The sequence below is a fragment of the Micromonospora matsumotoense genome, assembly GCF_900091525.1.
Classification (GTDB): Bacteria; Actinomycetota; Actinomycetes; order Mycobacteriales; family Micromonosporaceae; genus Micromonospora; species Micromonospora matsumotoensis.
The window spans coordinates 1-25475 of sequence record NZ_FMCU01000028.1 but is presented as its reverse complement, the minus strand read 5'-3'; the positions used below and the strand labels follow the sequence as shown (position 1 = coordinate 25475).

Below are 25475 nucleotides of genomic sequence, written 5' to 3'. Positions count from 1 at the left end.
TCCTGTCGGTCACACCAGCGGAAGCGGACGCCGTGTGCGGGCTCAGAGCGTGTTGGTAACCGGAGGGCTACCTGACGTTGGAGGCCGTCGTTGAGACGTCGGCTGCTGTGGTCTTGATGGGACCCTGCGGATCGACGTCCTTGCCAGCCAGGCCGACGGCCATCATCCGGATCATGGTGACCTTGATCATTGCCTCGGCATGAGCGGTTTGTGCTCGTAGTCGTAGGCCAACCGTCTACACCGTCCATCTAGGCGAACGTCTTCTCCACTACCCACCGTCGGGGTAGCGCCTGGAAGCCCTTCACGTCGGTGTCGCGTGCCACGATCTGCAGGTCGACCCCAGCGAATGCACGCGCCCAATCGAGCAGGCCCGCACCGACGCGATTGACGTAGTCGCCATCGGCCCAGACCAAACCCAACAAACGGAAGAGCCTCGGTCATCCCGGCCAGGACCAGCTTGGCCCGAGCGCGTTCCTGCACCACGTTGAGCAGTAGTCCGCCGAACTCGCCCTGACCGCCGAGGACGTCACCTATATCGATGAGATTGCCCCAAACGGTGGCCTCGGCGGATGAGCCGCTTAACGCGCCGCTTGGGTTTGCCGCGTTCAGACGCGCGGGCCCCGCTCCTGAAGGGAGCGGGGCCCGCGCTGGGATGTCGTGCAAAGCCGATGACCCAGGGTCGTAACACCACGAGAGCGCCGAGGCGTCGGAACGCCGTAGCTAGATCAACGGGATCGCCGTCGCCAGCGTAAGGCCCGGTTGGGTTTTGGTTTGTGTTGCCCCTCGGACACACTTTTGCAGCATCCCTGCTGTCTATGACGTACGTGTGGTCAAGCACGCTTGACCACACCAATCTGATCTCCGTCTCGACGTCGGCCGGTCCCTCTTCGGGCGGGGGTGGTCGGCGTGGCTGACGTTGTGGTCGCTCCCGTTGTCCCGCCGGTCGTGCTGGCGGGCCGGGGCAAACCGGGTGGTCGTTCTGACGGGGTTCTTCGTCGTCGACCGTTGCCGCTTCCGAATCTTCCGACCCCTCGTGCCGGCAGCATGGTCTATGGGGTGGCGGCGCTGGATGCCAGCGGTCGGATCGCCGACAGTGGGGTCGTTCGGGCGCTCGGTTGGGTGCCGGGCACCCGGCTGCACGTTCATGAGGGTGCCGGTCTGGTGGTGTTCCGCGCGGATCGGCAGGGCGTGTTCACGGTGACGGGTCAGGGTCATCTGCGGCTACCGGCGGCGGTGCGGCAGTGGTGCGGGTTGGCGGCGGGTGACCGGGTGCTGCTGGCGGCCTGTCCTGCGGATGGGTTGTTGGTGGTGCATCCGCCGGCGGCCGTGGACGCGATGGTCGTCCCGGTGCACGCTGCTGTCCTGGGTGGTGGTCGGCCGTGACCGATGGTGCGGTGGGGCGGGCGGAGCTGGACGCGGCCCGGTTGCTGTTGGCGCGGATGGGGATCTCGCCGGCTGATCTGGTGGAGGCGGCGGCGGTGCGGCCGGTGGCACCGACGTTCGCGGAGTACGTGCCGGTCGTGTCGGCGGCGGTGACCGCGGGCACGCGGCGGGCGTACGGGTCGTACTGGAAGCGGGTGGTGGAGCACTGGGGGCAGCGGCGATTGGATGAGCCGAGCCCGTCAGAGATCGAGTGGCTGGCGGAGTACGTCAAGACGCATGTGGTGGCGCGTCGCAATGCGCGGGGTGGGCGGAGTGCGGCGGAGCATCTGATCGCGGCGTTGCGGTGTCTGTACAAGCGGGCGGTGGCGGACGGGTTCGTCGCGGCGGCGGACAATCCGGCGGTGAAGGTGGCCAAGCCGCGGCGGTTGGTGAGCACCAGGCGGGCAGTGGCTGATGCCCGGTTGGCGGAGATCAACGCGGTCGCGGCGGGTACGGGTGATGATCCGGTGTTGGACAGCCTGTTGTTGCGGTTGCACACCGAGACGGCGTGCCGGCGGGGTGGGGCGTTGGCGTTGCGTCCGGTGGATCTGGATCCGGATCAGTGTCTGATCCTGTTGCGGGAGAAGGGTGACACGGTGCGGTGGCAGCCGGTGTCACCGACACTGATGCGGCATCTGCAGCGGCACGCGGAAGAGCGTCGTGCTCCGGCGCGGGGCCAGTTGCTGCGGTACCGCAACGGGCAGCCGATCACCTACCGGCGGTATGACCATCTGTGGGTGCGTATCGGTGAGCATCTGCCGTGGGTGTACGTGCAGCAGATCAGCACCCACTGGTTGCGGCACACGACGTTGACGTGGGTGGAGCGGAACTTCGGTTACGCGGTGGCCCGTGCCTACGCCGGTCATGCCGACAGTGGCGGTGATGCCGGTACGACCACCACGTATGTCCGGGCGAGTTTGCAGGAGGTCGCCGCCGCGTTGGCGGCCTTGACGAACGAGCCGCATCCCCTCACATGAGTTTCAGCAATGGGCGTGCGGGGCCTGTTCTGCGGTCTTGAGCGCTGCGGTTGCGCGGCCACCAGAGGTGGCGGTCGGGGGTGCGGGGTCACCGGAGGGCGTGGTGATCCCGCATCCCGCATGGGCGGGAAGCGGCCCGCAACCGGGAAACTGGCGTGCCTGCCGCGCCGGACCACTCTCGCGTGCGCGGGGAGCAGCTGCACAGGTCGTGACCACCACGGCGGGCGGGCTCGCCGAGCGGGTCAACGACGGCGTCACCGGGTTCATTGCCGAGCCGGGACGGCCGGATTCGCGCGCGACCGCCATCGACCGCGCGTTGACCGTGACACCGAAGCACCGCGACCGGATGCGCCGGGCAGGTCAGGACGAGATGGCCTCTCGCTTCGACCACGACGCCACGGTGGGCCGGTTTGTGAGGACGGTAGCGCCGTGGACAACCCGCTAGGCGACGACAGCCGGCGGCGCGGTGGGCGTCGGGGCCGGACGCCGGCACACCGCCCTCAACGCCGCCGCCAGCCGCTGAACGTCGCCCTTCCAAGGCAGGTGCCGCAGAACAGCTGGGAGAGGGCGATGAATGACGCGGTCGACAGTACCCAACGTCCTCACGGGACGAGGCCTGCCCCGCTGTCGAACATCTGACCCTGTGCCACTGCAGCGGAAGCTACCCTCTGACGGGACCTATCCGGTTGGGGGCCGCGTGTCACGTAAAGCGCACCGCAGTCGACGAGTGGCACCGGATTCGACCAAGAAACAGCCTGTTCCCTTGCATCGCAGAACTGTGGTCTGGTTGGCCGGCATTCTGGTCGTCGCGTTGACGGGCGCAATGACGACGCTGATCACCGAGGCCATCGGCACCGGTGCGAAGAAGGTCAGGAACGCCGTTGTCGGCTCGCCGTCGGCGACGCCCGACGAGGGACCGGTGGTATCCGTCTCGTACGGTTCGCCGACGAACGACGCCTGCTCCACTGGCCTGAACTGGGCGTTCCCCAAGGCAGCCGACCAACTGGCACCGCTACCCGGCAGCCGGGACGAGCAACTCCGGTTCGCGGCTGCCAACGGCGGGGTGCCGACCGCCGGGACGGTACTGACCCTGACGGTACAGGGGCGCGACGACCGCACCGTCGTCCTCACCGGTCTACGCGCCAAGGCACTGACGCGCCGGCCGGCGGTCACCGGCACCGCGATGGCCACCCTCGGCTGCGGCGGCGTCTCGCCACGCTGGTTCGCCGTCGACGACCTGGACGCCGACCCGATCCGGGTGATCCCACAAGACGGCCAGGACGCCGCGGGAAACGAGATCCCGGCGGTCTCGTTCCCGTACCAGGTGTCCGCCAGCGACGTGGAAGTCTTCGAGCTCGCTCCGCTCGGACACCTGCACGACGTCGATTGGATCGTCGAGATCGACTGGGCCTCCGCCGGCCGGACCGGCGAACTTGTCGTCAACGACCACGGCAAGCCGTTCCGGTTCACCGGAGGCTCGGCAGCCAAGCCGTACTACTTCGATCCACGTACCCGGAAGTGGACCAGCGCCAGTCAACCCCGGTGAGGTGCTGCATGGACGATATTCGCCGCAGTTGGCCGGTGGTCGCGATCGTCGCGGTGCTCCTTGCGGGTGCGGTGCTGCTCCTGAGCCAGCACCTCGATGACCGGAAAGGCCCGAGGGGCAACCGGTCGGTCGATCCGGGCCTCCCCAGCACGGCGGCCGACGAATCCGCATTTCTGCCCTTCGTTGGCAGGTGGGCCGTTCACGGCGCGACGCTGCTCATCAACAGCGACGGTAGCGGCGTCGAAACCTGGAATGCCGGCCCATGCACTGATGCGATGACGGACCCGGAACCGGAGATGTGTTCCGGCCATGCCAACCTCCATTTCGCTCCGGCGAACGCCGGCCTCACCGGGACCTATACGAAGGTCTGGTACACGGACCAGCGCAACCGGGAGGTGCCGGGGTTCGATCCCGGCAGCTCAGCCATCGAGGCGACCGACACGTTCGAACTGACCACTGCGGCTGACGGGGTGCTGGCCCGGAAACCCTTGAAGACCCATCTGAGCGCCGAGGACGTCTCGGTCAGCAACTCCTACCTCTGCGCCACCCGGGCCAGCGCGGACTGGCACGCCCGATGCAACGCCTAGCCGTGACCACGAACGTTCACGGTGTTGGTTGACACGCCGTCCGGCCTGTCGGCCGGACGGCGTCGTGCTGGTCAGGCTGTGGCGGTGGCAGATCCTGTACGCGTGCGGCGGCTGAGTGACCTGGAGGGTCAGCAGCTGCTCAGAATCACCCGCCGGGGAACCGGTTCACCGATCCGACTGCGACGGGCGATGGTCGTGCTCGCCTCGGCCGGCGGGAACACGGTGCCGGCCATCGCCCGGCTCGTGCAAGCCGATGAGGACACGATCCGGCAGGTCGTCCACCGGTTCAACGAGATGGGGATGGCCAGCCTGGACCCTCAGTGGGCGGGTGGCCGTCCCCGCCAGATCAGTCCTGACGAGGAGCAGTTCATCGTCGAGACGGCCAACACCCGCCCCGAGAGACTGGGGCGGCCGTTCACCCGCTGGAGCATCCGCAAGCTCGCCGACCACCTGCGCGTCCACTCCGCTCGACGGGTCCGGATCGCGCGGGAACGGCTACGGCAGATCCTGCACCGACACCGGATCACCTTCCAACGAACGAAGACGTGGAAAGAGTCCACCGACCCGCACCGGGACGCCAAAATCGCCCGGATCGAGTACGTGAGCAGCCACTTCCCACAGCGGGTGTTCGCGTTCGACGAGTTCGGGCCCCTGGTGATCCGCCCGCAGGCCGGCACCGGGTGGGCACCGGCCAGGCACCCGCACCGGCTGCCCGCGAACTACCACAAACTGCACGGCGTCCGGCAGTTCCACGGCTGCTACTCCGTCGGCGACGACCAACTCTGGGGCGTGGTCCGACGCCGCAAGAGCGCCGCGAACACTCTGGCCGCGCTCAAGTCGATCCGAGCCGCCCGCCCGAACGGGGCACCGATCTACGTCATCCTGGACAACCTGTCCGCGCACAAAGGCCTCAAGATCCGCACGTGGGCGACCCGGAACAAGATCGAACTCTGCTTCACCCCGACCTACGCCTCCTGGGCCAACCCGATCGAAGCCCAGTTCGGACCGCTACGCACCTTCGTCATCGCCGGCTCGAACCACCCCAACCACCCGACGCTGACCCAGAAACTGCAGGCCTACCTGCGATGGCGCAACGCCAACGCCCGCCACCCCGACGTCCTGACCGCCCAACGCCGCGAACGAGCCCGAATCCGCAGCGAACGCCAACGACGCTGGGGCCAACCCGACAGTGGGCTGGGTGTCGGTCTCAGCGGGCATCCGCTTCCGGGAGACCCAGGTACGAACGCTTCTTCGGGGGTCGCTGGCCAGGGCATCAAGCACCGCAAGTGCGTTCTCGTCGCGGATGTGGACGTCGGCATGATCACGGATAGCGCGGGCCAGGTTGCGCCGCACGCGGTAGTCGTCGTCCCGGGCGAGCCGGATCGCGGCTGCGGGGGACAGCACGGCCGGGTCCTGTGCCCACCGCACGGCCGCAAGTGCCCGTACTGCCGGAATCGGGTGAACCGCGCAATGCTCGAGGTTGAGCGTCGTCGCGGCCGCGGGAGTCAGGAACAGGGCGCGGACGGCCCGCCACCGGCTGGGCTCGTCAGCCGTCTGCAGCAGGGCGATGCCGATCTGCTCGATCTCGGCGCGCCGGGCGTCGCCGGTGACGAGCCGAGCCGCGCATTCCAGAGCACGATCCGTCAGCGTCACGCCGCGCCGGAAGAAGTCGTCGACCAGGTGGTCGTCGTGCTCACCGCGCGCCATGTGCAGGACCGGCGGGAGCAGGCCATCGCGGGTTTGCTCGTCGAGGTGGGGGGCGAGCACGGTCAGCCCGGCTAGGCCGTCGTACCGGCTCGACGCGGTTTCCCTGACGTCCGCAGCCATGTCCAGCATCGCCTGCGCCACCTGTCGACGGGTTGCCGGGTCGAGGACCGAGGCGAGCAGCGCCGTGTGCTGGGACCCGGCGTACACGGCTGTCACGCCCGGATGATGAGCCCTGGGAAGCAGGTATCGGTTTACTCGTTGCTGTGCGAGCGTCGTGACCGGTGCGGTGTCCAGACCGGCGAGGATCAGCGCCAGGCAGGCATGCTCGTTGGTGGCCGCGGCAGGACGGAGTAGTTCCTCGGTGATCTTGCTGTTCGCGGTGAGAGCCTCGATGCCCTCCTGCAGGATGATCTCCGCCATCTGCTCATCGGCGAGCAGGGCGCGCAGCAGCAGCACCACGGCCTCCCGCCGCCGGCCCGCGATCGAGATGAGGATCTTCGTGACGGCCTTGTCGCTGAACCGGTAGTGGTCGGAGTCGCGGTCGATGAGCGGGTCGAGAATCACGAGCAGCGAGTCCACCTGCTGGTCGCTCAGACAGCCGCCGAGGGCGGCCAGCGCGTCGAACGCCGCCAGCCGGGCCGACGGGCCGGCGATCGGTTCGGCACGGTGCCCGGCGACCTCACTGATGGCGGCGTCCGCCCACTCGCGTGCCTGCTCGTCGGTGATCAGATCGGCCGCGGCCGCGACCGTGGCGTACGCGGCGGCGCGGCCCGCCTCGACCGCGGTGAGCAGGTCCACGCCGAGGTCGGCGGGCACTTCGGGGAGTGTTCGCGCGGCGGCTGCGGCCTGCCTATCCGATCCGGCCCGAACGAAGCAGGTAACGGCCGAGCGCGGATCTTCCGCCCGTTCGTACAGCGTGCCGAGCGCCGCGACGGCCTCGCGCTCCTCGGCCAGGTAGCCGCGCACGACGGCTTGCCATCGCCAGCGGCGGGCCTGCTGGACGGCTTCGCGGGGCTTGTCCTTGCTCAGCATGGCGCTCATGGCGAGCTCGGCGGTGTGCGGCGATCCGGGAAGCCGGCTGGGCGTGGCGTTCGCGCGCAACGCTTGGGCAAGAGGGTGCTCGTCATCGTCCCCGGCGACGTCGCCGTACCAGTACCGCACGATCCGCGCGGCGTAGAGCCAGTCGGCGGCCTCGTCGAACATTTTCGCGACACAGGCGCGCTCGATGGCCAGCACGTACTGTGCCTGCGCGCCGGCGCCGTCGCCGTTGAGCGCGAGAAAACGGCCGTACCGGGCATGCGCCCAGGCCGTCATCGCCCCGCCGTGCCGGCGATGAATCTCGGGCAGCAGCGGCGCCCAATTCCCGGTGGCGTCGGCGACGCACATCAGAATCCGCGCGCCGCACCGTCGTGACGCAGCCTCGCCTTGACGGGCGGCTGCCCGGGCGATCGACTCGAGCGTGGTGGCGCGCTGTGCCACCAGCGTGGGCCTGCCATCCGCGATGGCCTCCTCGCACAGCAGCGCCGCCGCCCGCTCGCGGTACGGATCTGCGTCCTCAGCGGCGTCGAAGGCATTGATCAGCCCGTCGAGATCGGCGCCCTTCGCGACCCCGACCGCGGCGTCGGCGAGCGCGACGACCCGCTGCGCTGCCTGTCCGAGCGCACGCGTGGAACCAGGCTGCCGCCCGTCCTGGAGGGCAAACCCGGCCTGCCACGGCTGCACCGCGTCGAGGTGTTCCCACGCCAGAGCTGCCCGGACGATGCCCGCGTCGTCTGGGGCCCCGGACCGTTGCCGGGCGTCCGCCTCACGCCGGCGCATGATCACGGCGTTCGGAAGCATGCCATGCTCCTCCAGCCGCTCTGCGATCTGGGCGAACAGCTGCGCCGCGGCCGGGTCCGCAGCTTCGTACCGGCGTTCGGCCTCGTCGCGGACTCCCTCCAGTTCGAGCGCGGCGATCGGACCACGAACGACCGCATCGGCGTCGAGTTCCGCGAAGCCGGTCGCGGCGGCGTCCGGGTGCGACGTCCGCATGCCGAGCCCACGTCGGCGCAGATGGCGGCGCACGGTGCCGGCGTCGGCAATGCCGGCCACCACACCCCATCCTTGGGCCAGGGCGGTCAGGTGCTCGAACAGGTCGACCGGCTTGACCGCCAGCGACTGCGCGATCGGCCCGAGACGATCGAGGGCGGCGCGGTACTCCGCCCCGTCGGTGCTGTCGCTCACGCACCAGACGTGCAGCGCCGACAGGAACGCATGCGCCGAGAAGTCCACCCCGCCCAGGTCGGGCGCCTGTTCGGCGAACGCCGCCGCGACCGCCTTGCGCACGTGAGCCCAGCGGTTGCGCACATTCTGGTTCGTGACATCGCGGACGAGCAGCTCGGCAAAACGGTCGTGCGTCGTATGCCCACGAGCCAGCTCGCTCAATGCCGCGAGCTGCGACAACGCATCCGGATCACCTTGCGCCACGACCCCGAGGGCGAGGTCGCCGCGAGCCACCTCGTCGCCGCGGCGATGAAGCTGGTGCAGTGACTGCGTCACCACCTCGACGAACGGCGGGTCCGCGCCGGTGACCATGAGGCTGCGTTTGACCTGGAACTCTATGCACAACGGATGAGGCCCGGGTTCGGCGGTCAGCACGATGTCGTCGAGCAGATGACCGTGCACCCGTTGCTGAAGGCCCACCGCCACCAGCGGTACCACGAGACCTGGCGGGTGCGTGCCGGTCAGCAGGTGGCTGTAGACGATCGCGGCGACCCGGTACTCGAAGTGCGTGCCGGCCCCGCCGGTGGACGCCGGTGAGACCGGCTTCTTCACCGTCATGATCCGAACCGTGATGCGCCGGAACGCTTTGCCTTGGCCGGACGTTGGGACCACCCGCCGTGTCTGGCCGGCGCGCGGTCAGGCCACCGGCATCGCCTACCTGTCTTCATCCCCCCGCCTCGGCTGGTTCGGCGCACATCGATGTGCTGTCCCGGGCGATGACGCTAGCAAGGAAAGCGCGGGCCAGCGACATAAGGACCCGTACGGATGGCGGGCGAGAATGTGCTTCCGGTTAACAGCTCCTAACTCAATGAGGTTGGGCGTAACCGGGCGGACGTGAGGATCGTTCTGTCTGAACGTGAGGAGGGGTGAGCATCCGCCGTGGATCGTCTCGGACGAGTTGTGGGCCGAGGTCGAACCGTTGCTGCCGCCCCGCCGTGACTTGATCAAGCCTCGACTACGCGTGGATGTCGATCGACAAAACCGCTCGCCAAGCTGCAAGGTCAGGTTCGCGAGGCAAAGGCATCCAGCGGGCTCGGCCCCGGGCAGGCCACACCGTTTTCACTCACCCCGCCACCGGTAGACGAGGACGTGTGGGCAGCAATGGTCGACCAGCACGAAGAAGACGAGTACCGGCGCGGACCTCGGTAGACGCGGTGGGGGCGGGCCTCATCTGAGGCCCGCCCGCCCGGCCACCCGCCGCGAAGAGTTGCCACGGTGAGACCCGTCGACCTGGGTCGGTACAGCATCACCGCGAACCTGCCGTCGATCACGTTACGGACGCGCGCAGTCGCCAACAAGTCCCGCTCCGCAGTCCGTGAACCGGCTGTGCTGCACCGCGCACCCGGATGGATGAGACGTTTCGCGGGCGACGACCACGGGCCCGCCGCAACGGGCACAACCGGCAAGTCGGGTCACGTCCATGAGCCCACGGTAGGCGTTGACCGCGCTGCCCACGACCGCTGCCGCAGAGGGAGGTCTCAGCGCCGGCCGCGAGGAGCTGTGGTCAGGCCGTGGTCGTATCCTTGATCTGGAGTACGACTGGCCCTGCCAATGTCGGAGCGATCCAAGCTTCATAGGTGGGATTGCGAGTGTCGGTCTTCGTGGTTCCAAGCCAGCTGTAGCGCACGGCCAACTCGTACGTGCCCTTGACGCGGTAGATCGCAAACTTCGGATCGAAGGTGGCGCGAGCGGTCAGGAGTGGATCACCCGTGAAAGACCAATTGATCTTCTCGGCGCCCGAGGGTGGACTCCACTCGGGGCATCCGGCGGGCATGGCCGACTTGGCGCGGTTCACGCAGTGTGTGAACGCGTCGCTGAGTTTCGCCGCGACCAGCTCCCATGGCACCTTGGGATCTTGCTTCACTATATCGGGGTCGCCTATGGCCGAGTGTTCCTTGATCTCCTGGACGTCAAGCTTTCCATCGACCCACTTGATCTTGGCCCAGAACTTTGCTGGCGTCACGACGCGGCGTAGCTCCTTCGCCGCGGTGTAGTCCGCCGTCACGATAACGGTGCCGAGCATGTCGAAGCGGCTCTCTGCTTCCGTGTAGTGGATGACCGCAGCTTCGAGGGGACTGCCGTGAAAGTTCCAATGGACTTTGGAGACGTTCGAGGTCTCGACGATGGATTGCGGGCAATTGGCAGGAGTCGCAGACGCTGACTTGGCGCATTTGTCGAGCCAGTCAGCTGCAGCCGCAACCACCGCCTCCTGCTTCACTTCGCCCGGCCAGGGATCTGATGTCGCCGGGAACGGCTCGTCTCCGCCGAGGATGAAGTAGCCCAAGACAGCAAGAACGACGATTACGCCCACTCCACCGCCGCCTGCGGCTGCTGCCGCGCCATTTCCCGGGCCAGACTCTGTTGCCTCGTCTTGGCTAGAGTCGGGACTAGAGCTGTTTCCGTAATGGTGATGCGTGTGGGTGCTCTTATCAACGTTCCCTTCGTAGTAGGAACCCTTGACGTTGGCCTGACGTTCGCCACCAAATCCAGTTTGTCGATCTACCACGCTCACCTGCCCTCGCGATCGTCATGGCCTCGCTCGAAGTAGTCGCCCGCGACGTTAGCCTGACGCCCACCACTGAACCCGACCTGGTTGACGACGGGACTGTCTCTGCCCGACTTTGCCGGGCCGCTCGAGGTGCCCCGATCTTGAGCGCCAGGCGTGGATGGTGAACCGCTAGTGCTTCGAATCGTTAAGATGACGCCGGTGATCGCTACCGGTAACGCGATGATGTTTGCCCAGGCCGCAGCGCCATCGAGACTCCCACTAGAGATCATTACTAGTGAGAAGACGATCATCAGCATGAGGGCGCAGACCGTCAACTGTCGTTTGGACACGACGTCCATCATGGGCGATGGATGCAACCTTGCGTAAGTACCGACGACCAGAAGTGTCCTTGATCTGCCACGTCGGCGACGCGGTACTTCCTACTGGTGCGGCACGCCCTCCGTTCAAGGACCGGATCGTCGGCGGGCAGGAGCCGGCGCAGCACCTTGTGGGCCGCCGGGCTCAGCCCGTCCGAGCACAGCGACGCCGTCTCGTGGCTCACCGAGTCGGCCCTGACGGACGACATTGCGATCGCCGGACGCCGCGAGTCTATGCAACCGGCTCGACAAGCTGGCCGGGACCACGACCAGATAGCCGCCATGCCCGACCGCAGCGACCTGTGGAGCCTGCGCGGTGTGTACCCCGAGCCGGCTTGGGCCGACGCCCGTCCGCACATCCGGCGCACCGCGCAGAGCATCTGCGCCATCGTCGGCTGGGACCCCAAGGGCCCGGCTCCGCCCGAGGGGCACCCGCTGCGCGAGATCGGCTACCCTGCCTGCCCGCACGCTGGCGAGGCCGCTCTCGTCCCGTACGTGCACGACGCCCATCTACGCGAGATCGACGCCTTCCGTCGTGTCGCCCTCGGCAAGTCGTGGCAACATCATCACGTCATGAGGAAGCTGCGGCGGGCAGTGGCTCGATCAGCCGCCGGGAGAGCGGCACATCACACTGCGACCCATCGGTCGCCCAGTGCCGCTGATCGAACCCCAAAGTCGTAGCTAAGAGGTCGCGCAAGTAGGTGGGCTTTATGGTCGGCGGGTGGGGCGGGTGTCCCACCGGTACAAGATCCATGCCTGACGGATGAGGCTACGGATGGTGATGATGGCGTCGGCGAGGTCGAAGTAGGCGTTGACCACGTCTTCTTTGCGTTCGTAGCAGCGTTGCGGCCGGTTGAAGGCGTTGTGCCAGGCGTTCGTGCGCTCGACGTGCCACCGCCGGGTAGCCTGGACCGGGGCTTTGACGCCCTTGCGGGCGATCTCGCCGGTCAGCCTGCGGGCGGTGAGTAGGTCGCGGGTCTTCTGGGAGTCGTACCCGGAGTCCACGTGCACGGTGATGGTGGCGGGCAGCGGGCCGAGGTCGTCGAGCCGGTCCAGGGTGGATTCCCGCAGCGGGGAGTCGTGGCGGTTGGCGCCGGCCAGGACGCGGCCCAGTGGGATGCCGCGGGCCTCGACCATGACCGAACGTTTCATGCCTTGCTTGCCGCGGTCGACCGGTGAACGGCCAGCGACCTCGCCACCGCCGGGCGCCTTGGTGTTGCACCCGTCGACGGCGAGGTCGTCCAGCAGCAGCCCGACGAGTCGGTCGTAGGCGTTCAGCGCGATCATCTTGAGCTGGGTGAACACGCCAACTGGATCCACTCGTCGCGGCGGTTGCGGATCGTGGTGGCCGAGCAGGTCGAGTCGGCGATGCCCTGGTAGGAGCAGCCGAACCGCAGCACCTGCAGCAACTTGTCGAACACGATCCGGTCGGCGATCCGCCGGCGGTGACAGCCCAGCAAATGGGTGGGATCGGTAGCGGGACGCAGTGGCAGCAGCGCGACGAACTGGTCCCACAAGGGGTCGCTCAGCCATGCTGGGACAGCGGGCACAGGCGTTCCAGTGATCATTAGGCGTAGGAACCTTCATGATCACTGATGCCTGTGCCCGCCTCCTACCCGACTCACCCCGCTGACCTACTTGCGCGACCTCTTAAGTCGTCTTTTTTTCGAGGCGCTAGAAGAATACCTGCCAGACGACAACGCCGACCACGACCAGCATGATAAGCGGCATGGCGATCTTGACTGCGGGCGGTTGCCTTTGGATTCGCTGCCGAAGTAGCAGGGCACGCCACTCGGTCCAGGCCCGCGCACGAACTGCCCAGTCGAACTCCAGGGCAAGCAGCCCGAAGCCCGCCAGCAACAGCGGCAGACCGAACTCCGGCGCCCACACCAGCAGCAAACCCGCGAGGGAAAGGAGCATGCCACCAGCACCGACGATTACCCGCACGAACATTGGGCGGCGCCGGTGACGCTCGCGTTGGGCGGCTATCCGCGCCAGTGTCGCCTGTTTGACGGACTCTTTCTCCGACGAGCTCAACATGCTTCCCTCCGCATGGCTGATCCGTGACTCGTGGCCGAGCCTAGTTGCGGTGAGTTGCTGGTGTCCCCCAGGTTCGCGCAGAGCAGACAAGTTTCTTGTCTTCTAAGTCAGGGCCTGAGCCCAGTTCCGGCCACGGCTGCTGTCTCTGTCGGCTATTCGTCACGTGCTGGCGGGCGGCGCCTTCTCGTAGTGCGATGATCAGGTGAGGCGGATGCCAGGGGAGTACCGTCGCGAGTCCGGTGCGCTGCTGGGCACGATCGCCGTTGGTCTGGCTATCAACATTGTGACGGCGCGAACGGACAGCTGGCATGGTCCGTGGCGGTTTGTTCTTGACTACGCCTACCTGTGGCTTCCGCTCTGCGTTGTTCTGTGGCTCGGCTGGCGGTACCTCCTGCACCGCCGAACGGCGTTCACGTGGCGCAGCGCGGAAAGCCCGTACCCTGGCCTCGCGCCGTTCACGGTGGAGCGCGCGAGTGTCTTCTTTGGCCGCGACCGCGAGGCAAGAGACGTACTGCACCGCCTGGAGCGCTCGGGGCCGGCGCCGGCAACCCGGATCGTCGCTATCGTCGGCCCCTCAGGAGTGGGCAAGTCATCGCTGATTCGCGCGGGCGTCATCGCTGGACTACCACGGCGGTGGACCGTGGTGGGTCCGCTTCGCCCGGCTGCCGACCCGTTCATGAGCCTCGCCGCGGCATTGGCGGAGGGTCCGGCCGCTGTGCTGCAGACGGCGCGGCTGTTGCGCGAGGAAGCCGCCTGTCCGGAGGTCCCGCTGCAGGTTGTGCCGAGCTTCCTCGGCGTCGCCCGCGGACCAGTGTTGCTCATTGTTGATCAGGTTGAGGATCTGTATACCCTGACCGGCGAGCGTGACCGGGTCCAGTGGTGGGGCCTGTTGACCCGGACGCTGACGGTGTTGCCGGAACTGCGCTTGCTGGTGGCGATCCGGCCTGAGTTCCGCCGCCGGCTCACCGAGCAGCAAGCCGGCTTCATCGTCCGGCCGGTGGCCATCGGTCTGCTGGATCCGGCCCGTATCCGACAGGCCATCGCGGGACCCGCGCGGGCTGCAGGACTCACGTTCGAGGACGACCTCATCGACCGCATGACCGCCGACGCCACGGTCGGTGACGCGCTTCCCCTGCTCAGCCACCTGCTGCAACGCCTGCACCTGCAGTCCGACCGCCGACACATCACGGTGGCTCAGTACGAAGAGGCCGGCGAGGTGGGCGGCGCTATCGCAGCTCACGCCGAGCAGATCTACGAATCCCTCACCGCGCGGTACCCCCAGCACGCCATCGACTCTGCTCTGCTGCGGGGCGTCGGCATGGAGGGCAAGGAAACCGTACGACGGACGATCCGCCGAGCCGACCTCGATACCACCGCCGCCCACATCCTTGAGGAGTTCAGGGCAGCTCGCCTGATCATCGATGTCGACGACGGCACCTGCCTCGAACTGACCCACGACGCACTATTCCGCCAGTGGCACCGGCTCGCCGCTCTGATCAACGCCAACGAGGAGCGCCTGCACCGCATCACCCGGCTCGAACACCGCGCGGCAGCATGGCAAGCGAACCCACAGACAGACGACCTCCTGCGCGGCCAAACCCTCGCCGACGCCCTCGCGCTGGCCGCCGAGGTGACCCTCTCCACCGCAGCCCGCCAGCTACTCGACGCCTCTCAAGAGACCGATCACCAGGACCGCGCCCGACAGTCCGAGCGCGTTGCCGAGTTCGCGCAGCAGGTGCGCCGACAGGACCACGACCTGGCCGTGGCGCTTGCCCACACCGCGCTACACGAGCTACCACCTACCCCGGCAGCGACGATGACGCGCTGGGCCCTGACCGCCACACCGCGAACAAGGCGCCTCAAGATCGGACACACCACCGGCATCACCTCCGCAGTCTGGCTGCCCGACAAGCAGGGACTGCGCACCGCCGACAAGATGGGCCGCGTCTGCACCTGGGACGACACCGGCCGCCTCACCGAGGTCGCTTTCGCTGATATGGAAGCGTGCGGGCACACCCTGCTCAGTTCCACGGGAACGCTTGCCCTTACCGAGCACGATCGAGGTGTCATGCTGTGGCGAGTCGCGGACGGCCGCAACCTGGGCAGACGGAGGGGGGCTCTCCTGACGTCGTTCGACTCGTTCTCGTGGGGCGGTGATGCGTGCTTCGCGGGAACGTTCGACTACCGAGCCGTTGAAGTCTACCGCCTGGAGGACGACGTCCCCGGGTTGGTCACGAGCATCCCGGCCACGAATGTTCACGCCACGGCATGGTCTCCTCAAGGTGACCGGCTGGCCATCGCCTCAGGCGACCTGCTGCTCGTGATCGGCATCGGCGAGCAGAAGTCGGAGATCCTGCGACAGCAGGAAGCGTGGTCAGACCCGGTGTTGTGCTGGGCGCCCGACGGAATCCGCCTCGCGGTCTCAGCCGCTCCGGCGTTCTCAATGCGCCGCTCTGCGACCCCCGCACGGGAAGTCCGCACACTGTGGATCTACGACACCGACACTGGCCAGGCCGCCGTAAGCGCGCCTTCCGGTTTGGCCGAAGCAATGGCGTGGTCGCCCGTCGACGACGTCATCGCCTACGGCGTGCGTCGAACACGACACCAACACCGCGTGGCGCTGATCGACGTTGCCACCGGACGGACAGTCGAGCGGCGGGCACGCCCTCACCAAATCAGCACGATCGCGTGGTCCTCCGATGGCAAGCGAATCGGCCTGGGAAGCTCATTCCATAACGTGGAAATCTGGGATGTTGTTGGCCGAAGCTTCCGTCGCCTGCCCACCGGTAGCCTAGGAGAAGTGTCATGGTCGCCGGATCTTAAGCGAGCCGCCGTGAAGCGGACGGCAACGACGCCGGAGATCATCGAAACGGACGAGGCGACGCTGCCGCTGAGACTCGGAACCGACAACTGCATGTCGATCGCGTACTCGCCGCTGGGTAACCTGGTTGCCACCGCCAGTCAAGAACAGATCACGGTGTGGGACGCGCTATCCGGTGCCCTACGAGCACAGTGGGGCGATCGTCCACGACCAACCCCGAAACACACAAAAACATCGACGCCATTACCGTGGGTCTACGGACTCGCCTGGTCCGGCGACAGCTCACGGCTGGTCGTCCACACACATTGCTTCTTCGGCAGGACACCACCGTCCCTCTCGGTCTGGGACGTGACCAAAGCCCAGCGCCTAGCGGTCCTCGACGGAGGCGAAGAAAGCGCGGGAACGCTCGCCTGGTCCCCAGACTCAAGCCTGATAGCGGCGGTCGTCAGCAAACACAGCGTGAGCTTCTGGCGAGGAGACGACTACACCCGCGCTCATCAATGGCGAACCGAAGGGGAAGGCGAGGTGGCGGCCCTGGCCTGGTCGAATGACTCCACCGGAATCGCTGCCGTCGTCGGCAACCAGATCGAGATCTGGAACCTAGCCCAGCAGCGTATAGGCATGCGTTGTGTCGGCCATACAAGTGCCGTCCATCAACTCATATGGTCACCCGACGGAGGCATGCTTGCATCCATTAGTGCCGACGACACGCTCTATATTTGGCACACCCAAGACGGGCGGCCCATCGGCGTACTCGAAACGCCAGGCGGGATAGTGCGCAGCCTGTCCTGGCAAGATACCCTCGTCGTCACCTATAACGACGGCAGGATCCTGAGCTGGGACGTATGCGGTGACCACGCGAAGCCGTCGGTCGAAGACCTAGAGCCGCGAGCGCTGACTGCAGAAGAACGCGAGCGATACGGGCTGCCCTCAGCGCCGAACGACTGAGACTCGCCGGGCCGCAAGCGGGTCGGTTTCAGCTTGATGGCTACACGTTGACACGTCGATCGCCAGCCACAACGTCGGTGGACCAGATGCCACAACCGCTCCCCACTGGCCTACGACTCACCTACCCGTCAGCTGCCTGGCTGAGCTTCGAGGAGGAACTTCTTGGTGAATTGCAGGGGGGGCCGCTCCCGAGGCCAGGTGTGGGCAAGTATGCTCGCCTTGCTCAGCGCGGCTATGGGAATTGCTGGGGCGGTGGTCGCCGCTACTGTGATCGGATCAATCAACGAGCAGTTCGATCGCATGACCGGTAGTCCTCCCACGGGGCCGATGACGTTCGCTGTGGTCATCACCGTCATCGTGAGTCTGCTCATGATCGTCTTTGGCGTGTGGTGCTACCTCGCAGGCTCGCGCGCCGGGTCAACGGTCGTGACCGCCGTCTGGGCGCTGTTCTCGATCGTGCTAGGCACCGCCTGCATCACGCCGGGGTGGTTCACCGGCGCCTTCCTCTACGCGGATCCTGGCGGCTCCGGCCGCTACAGATACATGGCCTTCGTCGAGCTAATCCCGAGCTGGCTTTCCACCACCTCACTCGCGTTGGCCATCGGCAAGGTGGTGACGTTCCTCGCCGCGGCGATACTGCTGTCGGCGACGCACTCACGATCTGCCCAGCCGCCCCGGCCGCAAGGCCTGTTCCGGCTGTCCCGCCGCCCGCTCGGGGGTAAGTCTGCGGACCTTTGACAGCGGCCATTGAGGGGGCGCTGTCTGTCGCCGGTTTGGTGCCGACTTGCCAGGAAAGCACCGTGGCGACAGGCGAGGAAGTGTGGCTTTTTCCGTTTTTGACCGTTGGGTGTGATTGAGATGTTTAGATAGTGATTCGTTCGCCGTAGGCGAGGACCAGGGCGTTGAGGGCTTTGGCCCAACCGGAGACCCGGCCGGTGATGCTGCTGCCCTTGCGTTTCCGTTGGACGACGAGGTAAAGGACTTTCACGCGGCCTGCTCGGTCGGGAAGTGTCCGCGTCGGCGCTGCGGACCCTGCTGCACGAGCACCACATGCGCGCGGTCGGCGTCGATCCCGACTTCGAGCGCAGGACCAATCACGTCGCGCGAGCAGCGGCGATGCGCTGCCTGGCACAGGCAGGCCCGCGATGGCGGCCACCGCCGGGCCCACCGGCACCGACGCGAACGGAGCGGGCCGACAGTCCCTCGCGACCGGCGCCGTCGGCCCCCCGATCCTGGCCATCGAACGTGCCCTGAACGGTGCGGGGGACTGGACCACCGCACACCACCTCGTCGCCCGAGCCACGAGCAGCCCCATCGACGCCGGAAGGCACATCGGCCTGTACCACGGCGCACCCGCTGTCCCTTTCCTGCTCAACGCGGCGACCGCCGACGACCGCGACCGTTACGCCGCAGCGCGCCAGAGCCTCACCCGTCACGTGCGGCGGCTCGTCCGCCAGCGGCTGACCGTAGCGGACGACCGCCTCCGACGTGGCCAGCCCGGCACGTTCGCCGAGTACGACATCTTCTACGGCCTCGTCGGCACCGGAGCCCTGCTGCTCCGCCACCTGCCCGACGCCGACGAACTCGGCTACCTTCTGACGTACATCACGCGACTGACCCGACCCTGCACCCACGACGGACAGCGATTACCCGGCTGGTGGGTCGACCACGACCCCGACCCGACCCTGCCCACCCCCGGTGGCCACGCCAACCTCGGGATGGCCCACGGCGCAGCTGGCCTGCTCGCCCTCGCCGGCAGGACGGGCCACCAGGTCAGCGGCCAGACGGATGCGATCGAGCGCCTGTACGCCTGGTTCGACCGCTGGCGGCAGGACGACGCCGCCGAGGGATCGTGGTGGCCCCAGTGGCTCACCCGCGACCAACTCCGCACCGGCCGTCCCACCCAGGCCGGGCTGGGCAGGCCCTCATGGTGCTACGGCGCGCCCGGGATCGCCCGCGCCCTCCAACTCGCCGCCATCGCCACGAACCACGCCGGCCGGCAGACCGACGCCGAGGCCGTACTCGCCGGCCTACCTGAACGACCATCAACTCGACCGGCTCACCAAACCCGGGATCTGCCACGGTCTGGCCGGCCTTCACCACACCGCGCTCCGGGCCGCCGCCGACGCGACGACCCCGGACATCGCAGCGCGGCTGCCCGCCCTCACCGAACGCCTCACCCGCCACGAACCCGACCCGGACGACGGCTTCCTGACCGGTCGCACCGGCCACCTCCTCGCAATGGGAACGGCCCGCACCACCGCGCCACCCCGAACCAAGTGGGACACATGTCTGCCGAACGTCTGACCAATGGAGCGCCCGCCGCGATCGCCGTCTTCGCCGGGGCCACGCTGGAGACGGCAGCCGCAGCCGCCGGTATCACCCCGGACGAACTCGACACTGTCGTCCAGACGTAACCGGGCCGGGGCATCGCCGCTGGAGATCCGCCACGACAACGCCTGGTTCCAGGCGCGCATCCGGCCAATCGACTGGGCCACCGCAGAGGCCGTCTTCCGGACACGGATCGGCCCACAGCTCGACCGGCTCGGTGATAACCGAGCATCCTGGTGGTTCCTACGCAAACACCCGAGCTGGCGGATCAGGATCCGCACCACCGACCACGGCGCAGCCGGTGCGCTCCTCGACGACCTCGCCGCCGCCGGAGTGATCGCGGGCTGGGAAGCGGGCATCTACGAGCCCGAGACGGCCGCGTTCGGCGGGCTGTCCGCCACCGCCATCGTGCACGAACTGTTCTGCGGTGACAGCCGCGGCGTCCTCGCCTACGCGTTGCCGTCGTGGACCGGCAGTCGGGGTTGCGGGGGCCGTCGTACGGCTGTTCGCCGAAGGAGGAGATGATGTTCCTCGGTGCCGGTACTGCGCCGGTGTTTCTCTGCACCCTGTTGGTAGGGGTGTTCGTGCTCCGAGGGCTTCTGCAGAAGAGCCGGGTCAGGTCGGCGGTGCTACTCGGCACGGCCGCCACGCGGCCTACGCTCCTGCTCGTGACAGCCGGTCACCCTCATACACGTGTGGTGACGGGCGTTCCCGGTCGACCCTCGGCCGGGTGGTGGTCAGGTGATCGAGGCGAGGGTGAGCAGGCCGCAGCCGTACGCCTTGGCATGCCCGATTCCGCTGGTCATGGCGCGGCGGATGGCGTCGGTGTCGGTGACCTGGAGGATGCCGTCGTACGTCACCGTGGTGAGCGTGACCGTTCCCATGCCCCGTTTGAAGGTCTGGGCCTGGCGGCGGTGCAGCCGTAGGTTGGGTAGGCCGTCGTGTTGCGGTGCGATGGCGAAGCCGTGGCGGTCGGCGCGGCTGGTCAGCCAGCCGATCTGTTCCTCTTCCCGCAGGTAGCCGAAGCGTTGGGTCTCCTTCGCGTCGGCGGTCTTCCGGCCGCTGTGCGTCGGGTTGGCGGTGAGTCGGAATGCCCACTGCTGGCCGGGGCGGAGGGACTGGAGCAGTCCGTCGTAGTCACGGGTCACCCAGGCTTCAGTGGTGGGCCAGCCGGCCTGTTCCACGAGGTGGGTGAGGTCGGGTCGGCCGGGGCTGACGATGTAGAGGTGCACAGTCGCGGTGGCCGGGGTGTCGAGTCGCCACAGGGTGCGGCTGCCGGCGTGCTCGTGGTCTTCGGGTGCGGCGAAGGCTGCCCGGACAGCCCCGTGCATGGCGTGGGGTGAGGAGAGTAGCTTTCGCGCTCCCCGGCGGGCGACGTTGATTCGGAACCGGGTGAGGTACATGGTCAGCCTCCCAGCAGGCTCATCGGGTCGTGGTCGGTGATGTGGGCCCGTTCCGCGAGGTCGTTGGTGACGTCCACGTGTCGGCGTAGCACCGAGCGCCAGGTGTGTTGCCGGTGGGCGGGGTCGAAGCTGACCGGTTCGTCGGGCACGGTCTCGGTGACCGGTTCGTCCGGCCGCGCATCCCGGATGATCTCCAACCGGATGGTGCTGGCCGCTTTGCGGCGGTACCAGTCCGCGGCGAGCCAGGGCCATGTCGTCAGTGCGCCGTCGAGGGTCAGGTCGTGGACGCCGAGGTTGATCGGGCCGGCGGGTGGGCAGGAGCGACGCCCGAGGTAGAGGGGGAACTGTGGGCGGCTCAGGGCTTCGGCCAGGCCGTGCAGCAGCTCCCGTTCGCCGCTGAGGACGACGAGGAAGGCGGCGTCGGTCAGGTAGTAGCGGTAGGTCAGTGGTGCGCTGGTGCGTCCGTCGAGGGAGTGGGCGGTCTGGAAGTCCCGCAGGAGCTGTCCGGGTTGGTCCAGGCGTACCCCGAACTCCAGGCCGAGCAGTTCGGTGAGCGGTTCGGTGCGGCGGATGCCTCTGGCGGCGGCGAGGAGGCCGATCACGCCACTCTTGGTGGGTGCGATCTCGGTGCCGCGCCGGGCGAAACGGCTGGACGAGCCCCACGACTGCAGCGGTCCGGCGAGCCTGAGCACCAGCACGCTCATGCGGGCTGCCCGAGGGCCAGGGCGACGTGCTCTCCCACGCCGTTGACCAGTTCGCCGAGGCTGACCGCCTTACCGAGGCCGGCCAGCACGGCGGTCTTCTCGCCGACCTGGGTGACCCAGCTGGCGGTCGGCCGCTCGCCGAAGGCGTTCTCGACCGCGACGGTGTGCTTCGCCAGGGCAGCGGCGGCCAGTTCCACCCGGCCGGCGGTGTGGGTCTCGCGGACGGGCGTCTCGAACGCGCCGACCAGGTTGATCGGCTGGGAGTCGCGCATCCGCACCAGCACCGCGTCGGGCAGGGTGCGGTGGGCGAAGGTGTTCTGCTTGCCGGTCGGCATGCTACGGACGAAGGCCGTGAGGAACGCCTCGACGGCGGCCCGGGTGGCGTCTCCATCGCCCAGGGTGCGGTGCAGGGCGTCCACGTCGAGGGTGGCGTAGCGGTACAGGGTGGACGAGTTGAACTCGACCGTGCCGATCATGCCCGCGCCGGTCTCGCTGGCGTCGGCCTTGCGGTCGTCGACGGCGGTGAAGTAGTCGAACTCGTTGTCGACGGCGTGCACGCTGATGGCGTGCGCGACCTGGCAGGCGGCGTCGACGTTGATGTCGGCCATGTCGGCGACCATCCGCCCGAACAGGGCGATGTCGATCGAGTGGTCGGTGTTGGCCAGCGCCTTGAACCGGCTTTTGTCCAGGGCTTCACCGGCGCGGTGGGCTTCCAGGGTGGCAGCGGCGATGTTGTCCAGTTGTCGGCGGCTGAGGAACAGCAGGTAACCGGATTCGACGTCCTTGACGTCGCCCTTCTTCTTCTCCGCTTCTCCGCCTTGGCGAGGCCGGATGCGGCGAAGGCGTCGGCTGCCAGGACGGAGGCCGCTTCGTCGGACAGGCTCGGGTCGAGGGTTTTGAGTCGGGCCGCGAGGGATTCGCCCACCCGCTTGGTGCGCTCCCCGAGCTGGGAACGGTCGACCAGGGTGGGGAAGGCCAACCGGACGGCCCGCTTCCATGCCTGGCTGGATACCCGGGCACGGCGGACACCGCCGTAGATGGCGGTCTTCGGCGAGCCGGTGTCGTCCCGGTTGAGGTTGCTCGGCGGTACGGACTGCAGCACGTAGACGTCGATGATGGTGCGGCTCATGACGCGTTCTCCTCAGGGTCGGGGGTGACACCGTCGGTGTCGGTGGCATCGTTCGGGTTGCTGCGGAAGAACTCCCGGCCCCACACGGCCTGCACCCGGGGCCGGAGAGCCGGTTGGCGCAGGGTCTGCAGGTCGTCGGCGAGCAGGCCGTAGTCGAGCGGAATCTGGTGCTCCCGCAGCATCACGATCAGGCTGCGGAGGTGGTAGACGCTTTCGGGGTAGGAGCTGGCGGTGCCCAGTGCGGCGAAGCGACGCCGCACCCCTTCCGGTGACCTGGAGGCGCGGACGAGTGCGGCGAGGGCCTGGCCGAGGCCGTGTCCGGGGCTGTGCATGCGTTCCCGGCGCGACTGTTGGTGCAGCGCGTACAGGGTGACCGCGTCGTGGGCGGCGTACTCGGCGTCGGCCGCCTCGGCATCGTCGGCGGGCCGGTGGCCCAACAGGTGCGGGGGAACCTGGAGGTACCGCTCCAGGGTGTAGTCGAAGCCGGGCACCCGGCCGATGCCGCGGCGGAGTCGGGCCAGCGTGCTCACCGCCTCTGGGTCGGGCGCGTCGCGCAGCAGCCGTGACTGTAGGACGCCCACCGTCCGGGAGACGTGCTTGCCCAGTTCGCCGCAGGAGCGCACCCACGGCTTACGTCTCGGGGTACCCGCCTGCTCCAGGTCGACCACAGTCATACCGTCTCCTCCTGCCGCTGCTGCGTGCGTTCGGCCACCATGGGCAGCGCCCTGGCCAGGCCGGTGCGGAACCATGCCTCGGCCTGCGAACTTGAGTAGTGCACCGACTTGCCGGCGCGGTCGACGCCGGGCCGGCCGACCCAGGCTGCTGGGCCGGCGGCGGTGACCAACTCGCGGCCGAGTCGGTCCACCGCCCGCCACACCTGGCGCTGCCACCAAGCCCGCTCGGCTACGGGATCACTGTCCGGGCCGAGCGTCGCCAGCCAGTCACGGAAGGCGCGGTCGAGTACGGCATAGGCGCGCTCCGCCGCACGCTCGGCCTCACCACTGTCGGTGTCGCGCCCGCCGGCAGCGCGTACCAGATTGGTGGCGAGGCGGCGCAGCACCTGGACTGCGGCCTCGGCGTCGGCACTGGCGTCGATGACCGTCGCGCGCAGCGCGGAGTGTTCGACCAGCAGCAGCACGTTCATAGCCAGTGCGTCGCTGAACACCTCGTCGATGACCGACTGCTTCGATCCGTAGGCGACACTGACCGCGCGGGGCCGGACCTGCATGTGGTGACTGATGACGCCGGTGACGGTCAGCCGCGCCAGCCACTGGATGACCATCGGTGACAGCCGCTCCGCTGCGTCGCCGCCGCGCGGTGGCGGGGGCGGCAGCAGGGTCTGGAGTCCTCGCCACAATGCGCGGGTGTGGTCGTGGGGGCGGGGGAGGTAGATCGGGGTTCGTTTCTGTTCTGGGCTTGACCCGTTTCGACGGACGGGGTCGATGTGGTGATCTTATCTAGGCGGCCTGGTGTACCGGTTGAATGGTGTGGCGGGTGGCTTCGTAGGCGGCTGGGCTGAGGTAGCCCAGCGAGGAGTGCCGGCGACGGGTGTTGTACCAGCCTTCGATGTACTCGAATGTGGCCTGGCGGGCGGCGGTGTGTGTGGGCCACGGCTGCCGGTGCAGCAGTTCGGTCTTGACCGTAGCGAAGAAGGACTCGGCTACCGCGTTGTCCCAGCATTGCCCGCGACGGCTGTTGGACAGGCGGATGCTGTGGGTGGCGGCGAGGCGGGCGTGTTGGGCGCTGGTGTACTGGCAGCCGCGGTCGGAGTGGAAGATCAGCCCAGACGGTGGGCGGCGCCGCACGATCGCGTCGTTCAGGGCGGCATCGATCAGGTCGGTTTTGAGGTGATCGGCGACGGCCCAGCCCACGACGCGACGGGATGCCAGGTCGATGACAGTGGCCAGATACAGCCAGCCCTGCCACGTGTTGATGTAGGTGATGTCTCCGCACCAGCGGGTGTCGATGCGGGCGGGGTCGGTGGTGAAGTCCCGACCGATCAGGTCCGCACGATCGGCTGCCGCGGGGTCGGTGATGGTGGTCGTCTGCCACCGGCGCGGGCTCTTGCCGCGCACGCCGACGTCGCGCATCAGCCGGGCGATGCGTTTACGTCCGTGCCGCAGCCCGGCGTCGGTCAGTTCGGCGTGCACCCGGGGGGCTCCGTAGGTGCCCTTCGACATCGCGTGCACCTCGATGATCTTCGCGGTCAGCGCCTGGTCGGTCAGGTCTCGCTGCGACTGCTGACCGGTGGCGTGCTGGTAGTAGGCGGATCGGGAGACCTTCATCAGCTCGCACGCGCGTGTGACGTTGTGCTTGCCGGCCTTCTCCGCCTCGATGAACGGGTACACGTTCACCGGGTCTCCTTCGCGAAGAAAGCCGTCGCCCGCTTCAAGATATCGACGTCCTCGCGCAACCGGCGGTTTTCCCGCCGCAGTTGGGCGAGTTCGGCCTTCTCGTCGCTGCTCAGCCCGTCGGAGCGGGTACCGGTGTCGAGTTCGGCTTGCTTGACCCAGTCACGCACCGCGGTCTCGGTCAAGTCGAAATCGTCGCTGACCTGCCTGATCGTGCGGTCCCCACGCTGACACAGCTCAACGATCTCGGCCTTGAACTGCGCCGTGAACGACCGGCGAGGCCGGGGCCGCTTCTTACCCATGCTCTCCATGATGCTGGACATCCTCCCGGAGCCCACCGGGCTCCTGATCTCGGATGTCCGTCAAAACGGGTCAGGCCCAG

Annotated in this window: 20 protein-coding genes and 4 pseudogenes; 10 read left to right on the top strand and 14 right to left on the bottom strand. The window is 67.9% G+C overall.

The annotated features are described in order from the left end of the window. Nucleotides 1-67: 67 nt before the first annotated feature. Both GA0070216_RS36310 and GA0070216_RS36755 read right to left on the bottom strand, forming a co-directional pair. Nucleotides 68-190 carry a hypothetical protein gene (locus GA0070216_RS36310; RefSeq protein ID WP_281190482.1) on the bottom strand — a complete coding sequence of 41 codons (123 nt, stop codon included), beginning with the start codon at nt 188-190 and terminating at the stop codon, nt 68-70. A gap of 23 nt (nt 191-213) precedes the next feature. Further along, nucleotides 214-308 (bottom strand): annotated as a pseudogene (locus tag GA0070216_RS36755) (IS5/IS1182 family transposase); the annotation flags it as partial. Nucleotides 309-1056: 748 nt separating this feature from the next. On the opposite strand from GA0070216_RS36755, the gene GA0070216_RS31235 reads away from it, so the two are divergent. From GA0070216_RS31235 to GA0070216_RS36515, 6 genes and pseudogenes are all read left to right on the top strand, one after another. After that, a complete protein-coding gene (locus tag GA0070216_RS31235) occupies nt 1057-1383 on the top strand; it encodes an AbrB/MazE/SpoVT family DNA-binding domain-containing protein (RefSeq protein WP_245722859.1) in 327 nt (108 codons plus the stop codon). Then, nucleotides 1380-2399: a tyrosine-type recombinase/integrase gene (locus tag GA0070216_RS31230; protein WP_245722858.1), complete on the top strand. Its 1020-nt coding sequence runs from the start codon at nt 1380-1382 to the stop codon at nt 2397-2399. The genes GA0070216_RS31235 and GA0070216_RS31230 overlap by 4 nt, the downstream gene beginning before the upstream one ends. 208 nt (nt 2400-2607) lie before the next feature. Further along, nucleotides 2608-2844, top strand: coding sequence for a glycosyltransferase (locus GA0070216_RS31225; RefSeq protein ID WP_091253669.1), 237 nt, complete (start codon nt 2608-2610; stop codon nt 2842-2844). A gap of 318 nt (nt 2845-3162) precedes the next feature. Beyond that, nucleotides 3163-3945 carry a hypothetical protein gene (locus tag GA0070216_RS31220; RefSeq protein WP_141723253.1) on the top strand — a complete coding sequence of 261 codons (783 nt, stop codon included), beginning with the start codon at nt 3163-3165 and terminating at the stop codon, nt 3943-3945. A gap of 8 nt (nt 3946-3953) precedes the next feature. Further along, the gene (locus GA0070216_RS31215; protein ID WP_141723252.1) at nt 3954-4532 is read left to right on the top strand and encodes a hypothetical protein; all 579 of its coding nucleotides are present in this window, start codon (nt 3954-3956) and stop codon (nt 4530-4532) included. An 84-nt stretch (nt 4533-4616) separates the two neighbouring features. After that, a pseudogene (locus tag GA0070216_RS36515) lies at nt 4617-5717 on the top strand (IS630 family transposase); the annotation flags it as partial. A 4288-nt stretch (nt 5718-10005) separates the two neighbouring features. Here GA0070216_RS36515 and GA0070216_RS31205 read toward each other — a convergent pair. The 3 genes and pseudogenes from GA0070216_RS31205 to GA0070216_RS31190 all read right to left on the bottom strand — a co-directional run bounded on the left by GA0070216_RS31205 (nt 10006) and on the right by GA0070216_RS31190 (nt 13406). Continuing rightward, nucleotides 10006-11013, bottom strand: coding sequence for a hypothetical protein (locus GA0070216_RS31205; protein WP_141723251.1), 1008 nt, complete (start codon nt 11011-11013; stop codon nt 10006-10008). Between the two features lie 1061 nt (nt 11014-12074). Beyond that, nucleotides 12075-12916, bottom strand: a pseudogene (locus GA0070216_RS31195) (IS5 family transposase). 124 nt (nt 12917-13040) lie between these two features. Continuing rightward, nucleotides 13041-13406 carry a PGPGW domain-containing protein gene (locus GA0070216_RS31190; RefSeq protein WP_091253655.1) on the bottom strand — a complete coding sequence of 122 codons (366 nt, stop codon included), beginning with the start codon at nt 13404-13406 and terminating at the stop codon, nt 13041-13043. 211 nt (nt 13407-13617) lie between these two features. Between GA0070216_RS31190 and GA0070216_RS31185 the strand changes: the two genes are divergently transcribed. Together GA0070216_RS31185 and GA0070216_RS31180 are read left to right on the top strand one after the other, a co-directional pair. Continuing rightward, nucleotides 13618-17175: an NACHT and WD repeat domain-containing protein gene (locus GA0070216_RS31185; protein ID WP_091253652.1), complete on the top strand. Its 3558-nt coding sequence runs from the start codon at nt 13618-13620 to the stop codon at nt 17173-17175. A 210-nt stretch (nt 17176-17385) separates the two neighbouring features. Continuing rightward, complete coding sequence (locus GA0070216_RS31180) at nt 17386-17913, top strand: hypothetical protein (RefSeq protein ID WP_091253649.1); 528 nt, start codon at nt 17386-17388, stop codon at nt 17911-17913. Nucleotides 17914-18037: 124 nt separating this feature from the next. Here GA0070216_RS31180 and GA0070216_RS36305 read toward each other — a convergent pair whose 3' ends face one another. Continuing rightward, a complete protein-coding gene (locus GA0070216_RS36305) occupies nt 18038-18163 on the bottom strand; it encodes a hypothetical protein (protein WP_281190481.1) in 126 nt (41 codons plus the stop codon). Nucleotides 18164-18320: 157 nt separating this feature from the next. On the opposite strand from GA0070216_RS36305, the gene GA0070216_RS31170 reads away from it, so the two are divergent. Both GA0070216_RS31170 and GA0070216_RS31165 read left to right on the top strand, forming a co-directional pair. After that, nucleotides 18321-19592 carry a lanthionine synthetase C family protein gene (locus GA0070216_RS31170; RefSeq protein ID WP_245722857.1) on the top strand — a complete coding sequence of 424 codons (1272 nt, stop codon included), beginning with the start codon at nt 18321-18323 and terminating at the stop codon, nt 19590-19592. After that, nucleotides 19486-20031: a thiopeptide-type bacteriocin biosynthesis protein gene (locus GA0070216_RS31165; RefSeq protein ID WP_091253643.1), complete on the top strand. Its 546-nt coding sequence runs from the start codon at nt 19486-19488 to the stop codon at nt 20029-20031. The genes GA0070216_RS31170 and GA0070216_RS31165 overlap by 107 nt, the downstream gene beginning before the upstream one ends. A gap of 212 nt (nt 20032-20243) precedes the next feature. Here GA0070216_RS31165 and cas6e read toward each other — a convergent pair whose 3' ends face one another. From cas6e to GA0070216_RS31130, 8 genes and pseudogenes are all read right to left on the bottom strand, one after another. Beyond that, complete coding sequence (gene cas6e, locus GA0070216_RS31160; protein WP_091253640.1) at nt 20244-20909, bottom strand: type I-E CRISPR-associated protein Cas6/Cse3/CasE; 666 nt, start codon at nt 20907-20909, stop codon at nt 20244-20246. 2 nt (nt 20910-20911) lie between these two features. Continuing rightward, nucleotides 20912-21613, bottom strand: a complete 702-nt coding sequence (cas5e, locus tag GA0070216_RS31155; protein WP_091253636.1) for a type I-E CRISPR-associated protein Cas5/CasD — start codon at nt 21611-21613, stop codon at nt 20912-20914. Then, nucleotides 21610-22374 (bottom strand): type I-E CRISPR-associated protein Cas7/Cse4/CasC, encoded by a 765-nt coding sequence (cas7e, locus tag GA0070216_RS31150; protein WP_281190483.1) that lies wholly within the window; start codon nt 22372-22374, stop codon nt 21610-21612. Before cas7e ends, cas5e begins: the two co-directional genes overlap by 4 nt. 113 nt (nt 22375-22487) lie before the next feature. Beyond that, nucleotides 22488-22742, bottom strand: a pseudogene (locus GA0070216_RS36750) (type I-E CRISPR-associated protein Cas7/Cse4/CasC); the annotation flags it as partial. After that, nucleotides 22739-23416, bottom strand: a complete 678-nt coding sequence (gene casB, locus GA0070216_RS31145) for a type I-E CRISPR-associated protein Cse2/CasB (protein WP_176739229.1) — start codon at nt 23414-23416, stop codon at nt 22739-22741. The pseudogene GA0070216_RS36750 and the gene casB, both read right to left, overlap by 4 nt. Next, nucleotides 23413-24186, bottom strand: a complete 774-nt coding sequence (locus GA0070216_RS31140; RefSeq protein ID WP_091253630.1) for a type I-E CRISPR-associated protein Cse1/CasA — start codon at nt 24184-24186, stop codon at nt 23413-23415. Before GA0070216_RS31140 ends, casB begins: the two co-directional genes overlap by 4 nt. 13 nt (nt 24187-24199) lie before the next feature. Beyond that, a complete protein-coding gene (locus tag GA0070216_RS31135) occupies nt 24200-25096 on the bottom strand; it encodes an IS3 family transposase (protein WP_091245182.1) in 897 nt (298 codons plus the stop codon). Further along, nucleotides 25093-25395: a transposase gene (locus tag GA0070216_RS31130; protein ID WP_176738962.1), complete on the bottom strand. Its 303-nt coding sequence runs from the start codon at nt 25393-25395 to the stop codon at nt 25093-25095. Before GA0070216_RS31130 ends, GA0070216_RS31135 begins: the two co-directional genes overlap by 4 nt. Between the last annotated feature and the right edge of the window lie 80 nt (nt 25396-25475).

What these genes read in the sequence shown, in the direction of transcription:
- GA0070216_RS36310 (WP_281190482.1), bottom strand. Translation starts at nt 190, where the DNA reads ATGATCAAGGTCACCATGATCCGGATGATGGCCGTCGGCCTGGCTGGC.
- GA0070216_RS31215 (WP_141723252.1), top strand. Translation starts at nt 3,954, where the DNA reads ATGGACGATATTCGCCGCAGTTGGCCGGTGGTCGCGATCGTCGCGGTG.
- GA0070216_RS31190 (WP_091253655.1), bottom strand. Translation starts at nt 13,406, where the DNA reads ATGTTGAGCTCGTCGGAGAAAGAGTCCGTCAAACAGGCGACACTGGCG.
- GA0070216_RS31185 (WP_091253652.1), top strand. Translation starts at nt 13,618, where the DNA reads ATGCCAGGGGAGTACCGTCGCGAGTCCGGTGCGCTGCTGGGCACGATC.
- GA0070216_RS31180 (WP_091253649.1), top strand. Translation starts at nt 17,386, where the DNA reads ATGCTCGCCTTGCTCAGCGCGGCTATGGGAATTGCTGGGGCGGTGGTC.
- GA0070216_RS31170 (WP_245722857.1), top strand. Translation starts at nt 18,321, where the DNA reads ATGGCGGCCACCGCCGGGCCCACCGGCACCGACGCGAACGGAGCGGGC.
- GA0070216_RS31165 (WP_091253643.1), top strand. Translation starts at nt 19,486, where the DNA reads ATGGAGCGCCCGCCGCGATCGCCGTCTTCGCCGGGGCCACGCTGGAGA.
- cas6e (WP_091253640.1), bottom strand. Translation starts at nt 20,909, where the DNA reads ATGTACCTCACCCGGTTCCGAATCAACGTCGCCCGCCGGGGAGCGCGA.
- cas5e (WP_091253636.1), bottom strand. Translation starts at nt 21,613, where the DNA reads ATGAGCGTGCTGGTGCTCAGGCTCGCCGGACCGCTGCAGTCGTGGGGC.
- casB (WP_176739229.1), bottom strand. Translation starts at nt 23,416, where the DNA reads ATGACTGTGGTCGACCTGGAGCAGGCGGGTACCCCGAGACGTAAGCCG.
- GA0070216_RS31130 (WP_176738962.1), bottom strand. Translation starts at nt 25,395, where the DNA reads ATGGGTAAGAAGCGGCCCCGGCCTCGCCGGTCGTTCACGGCGCAGTTC.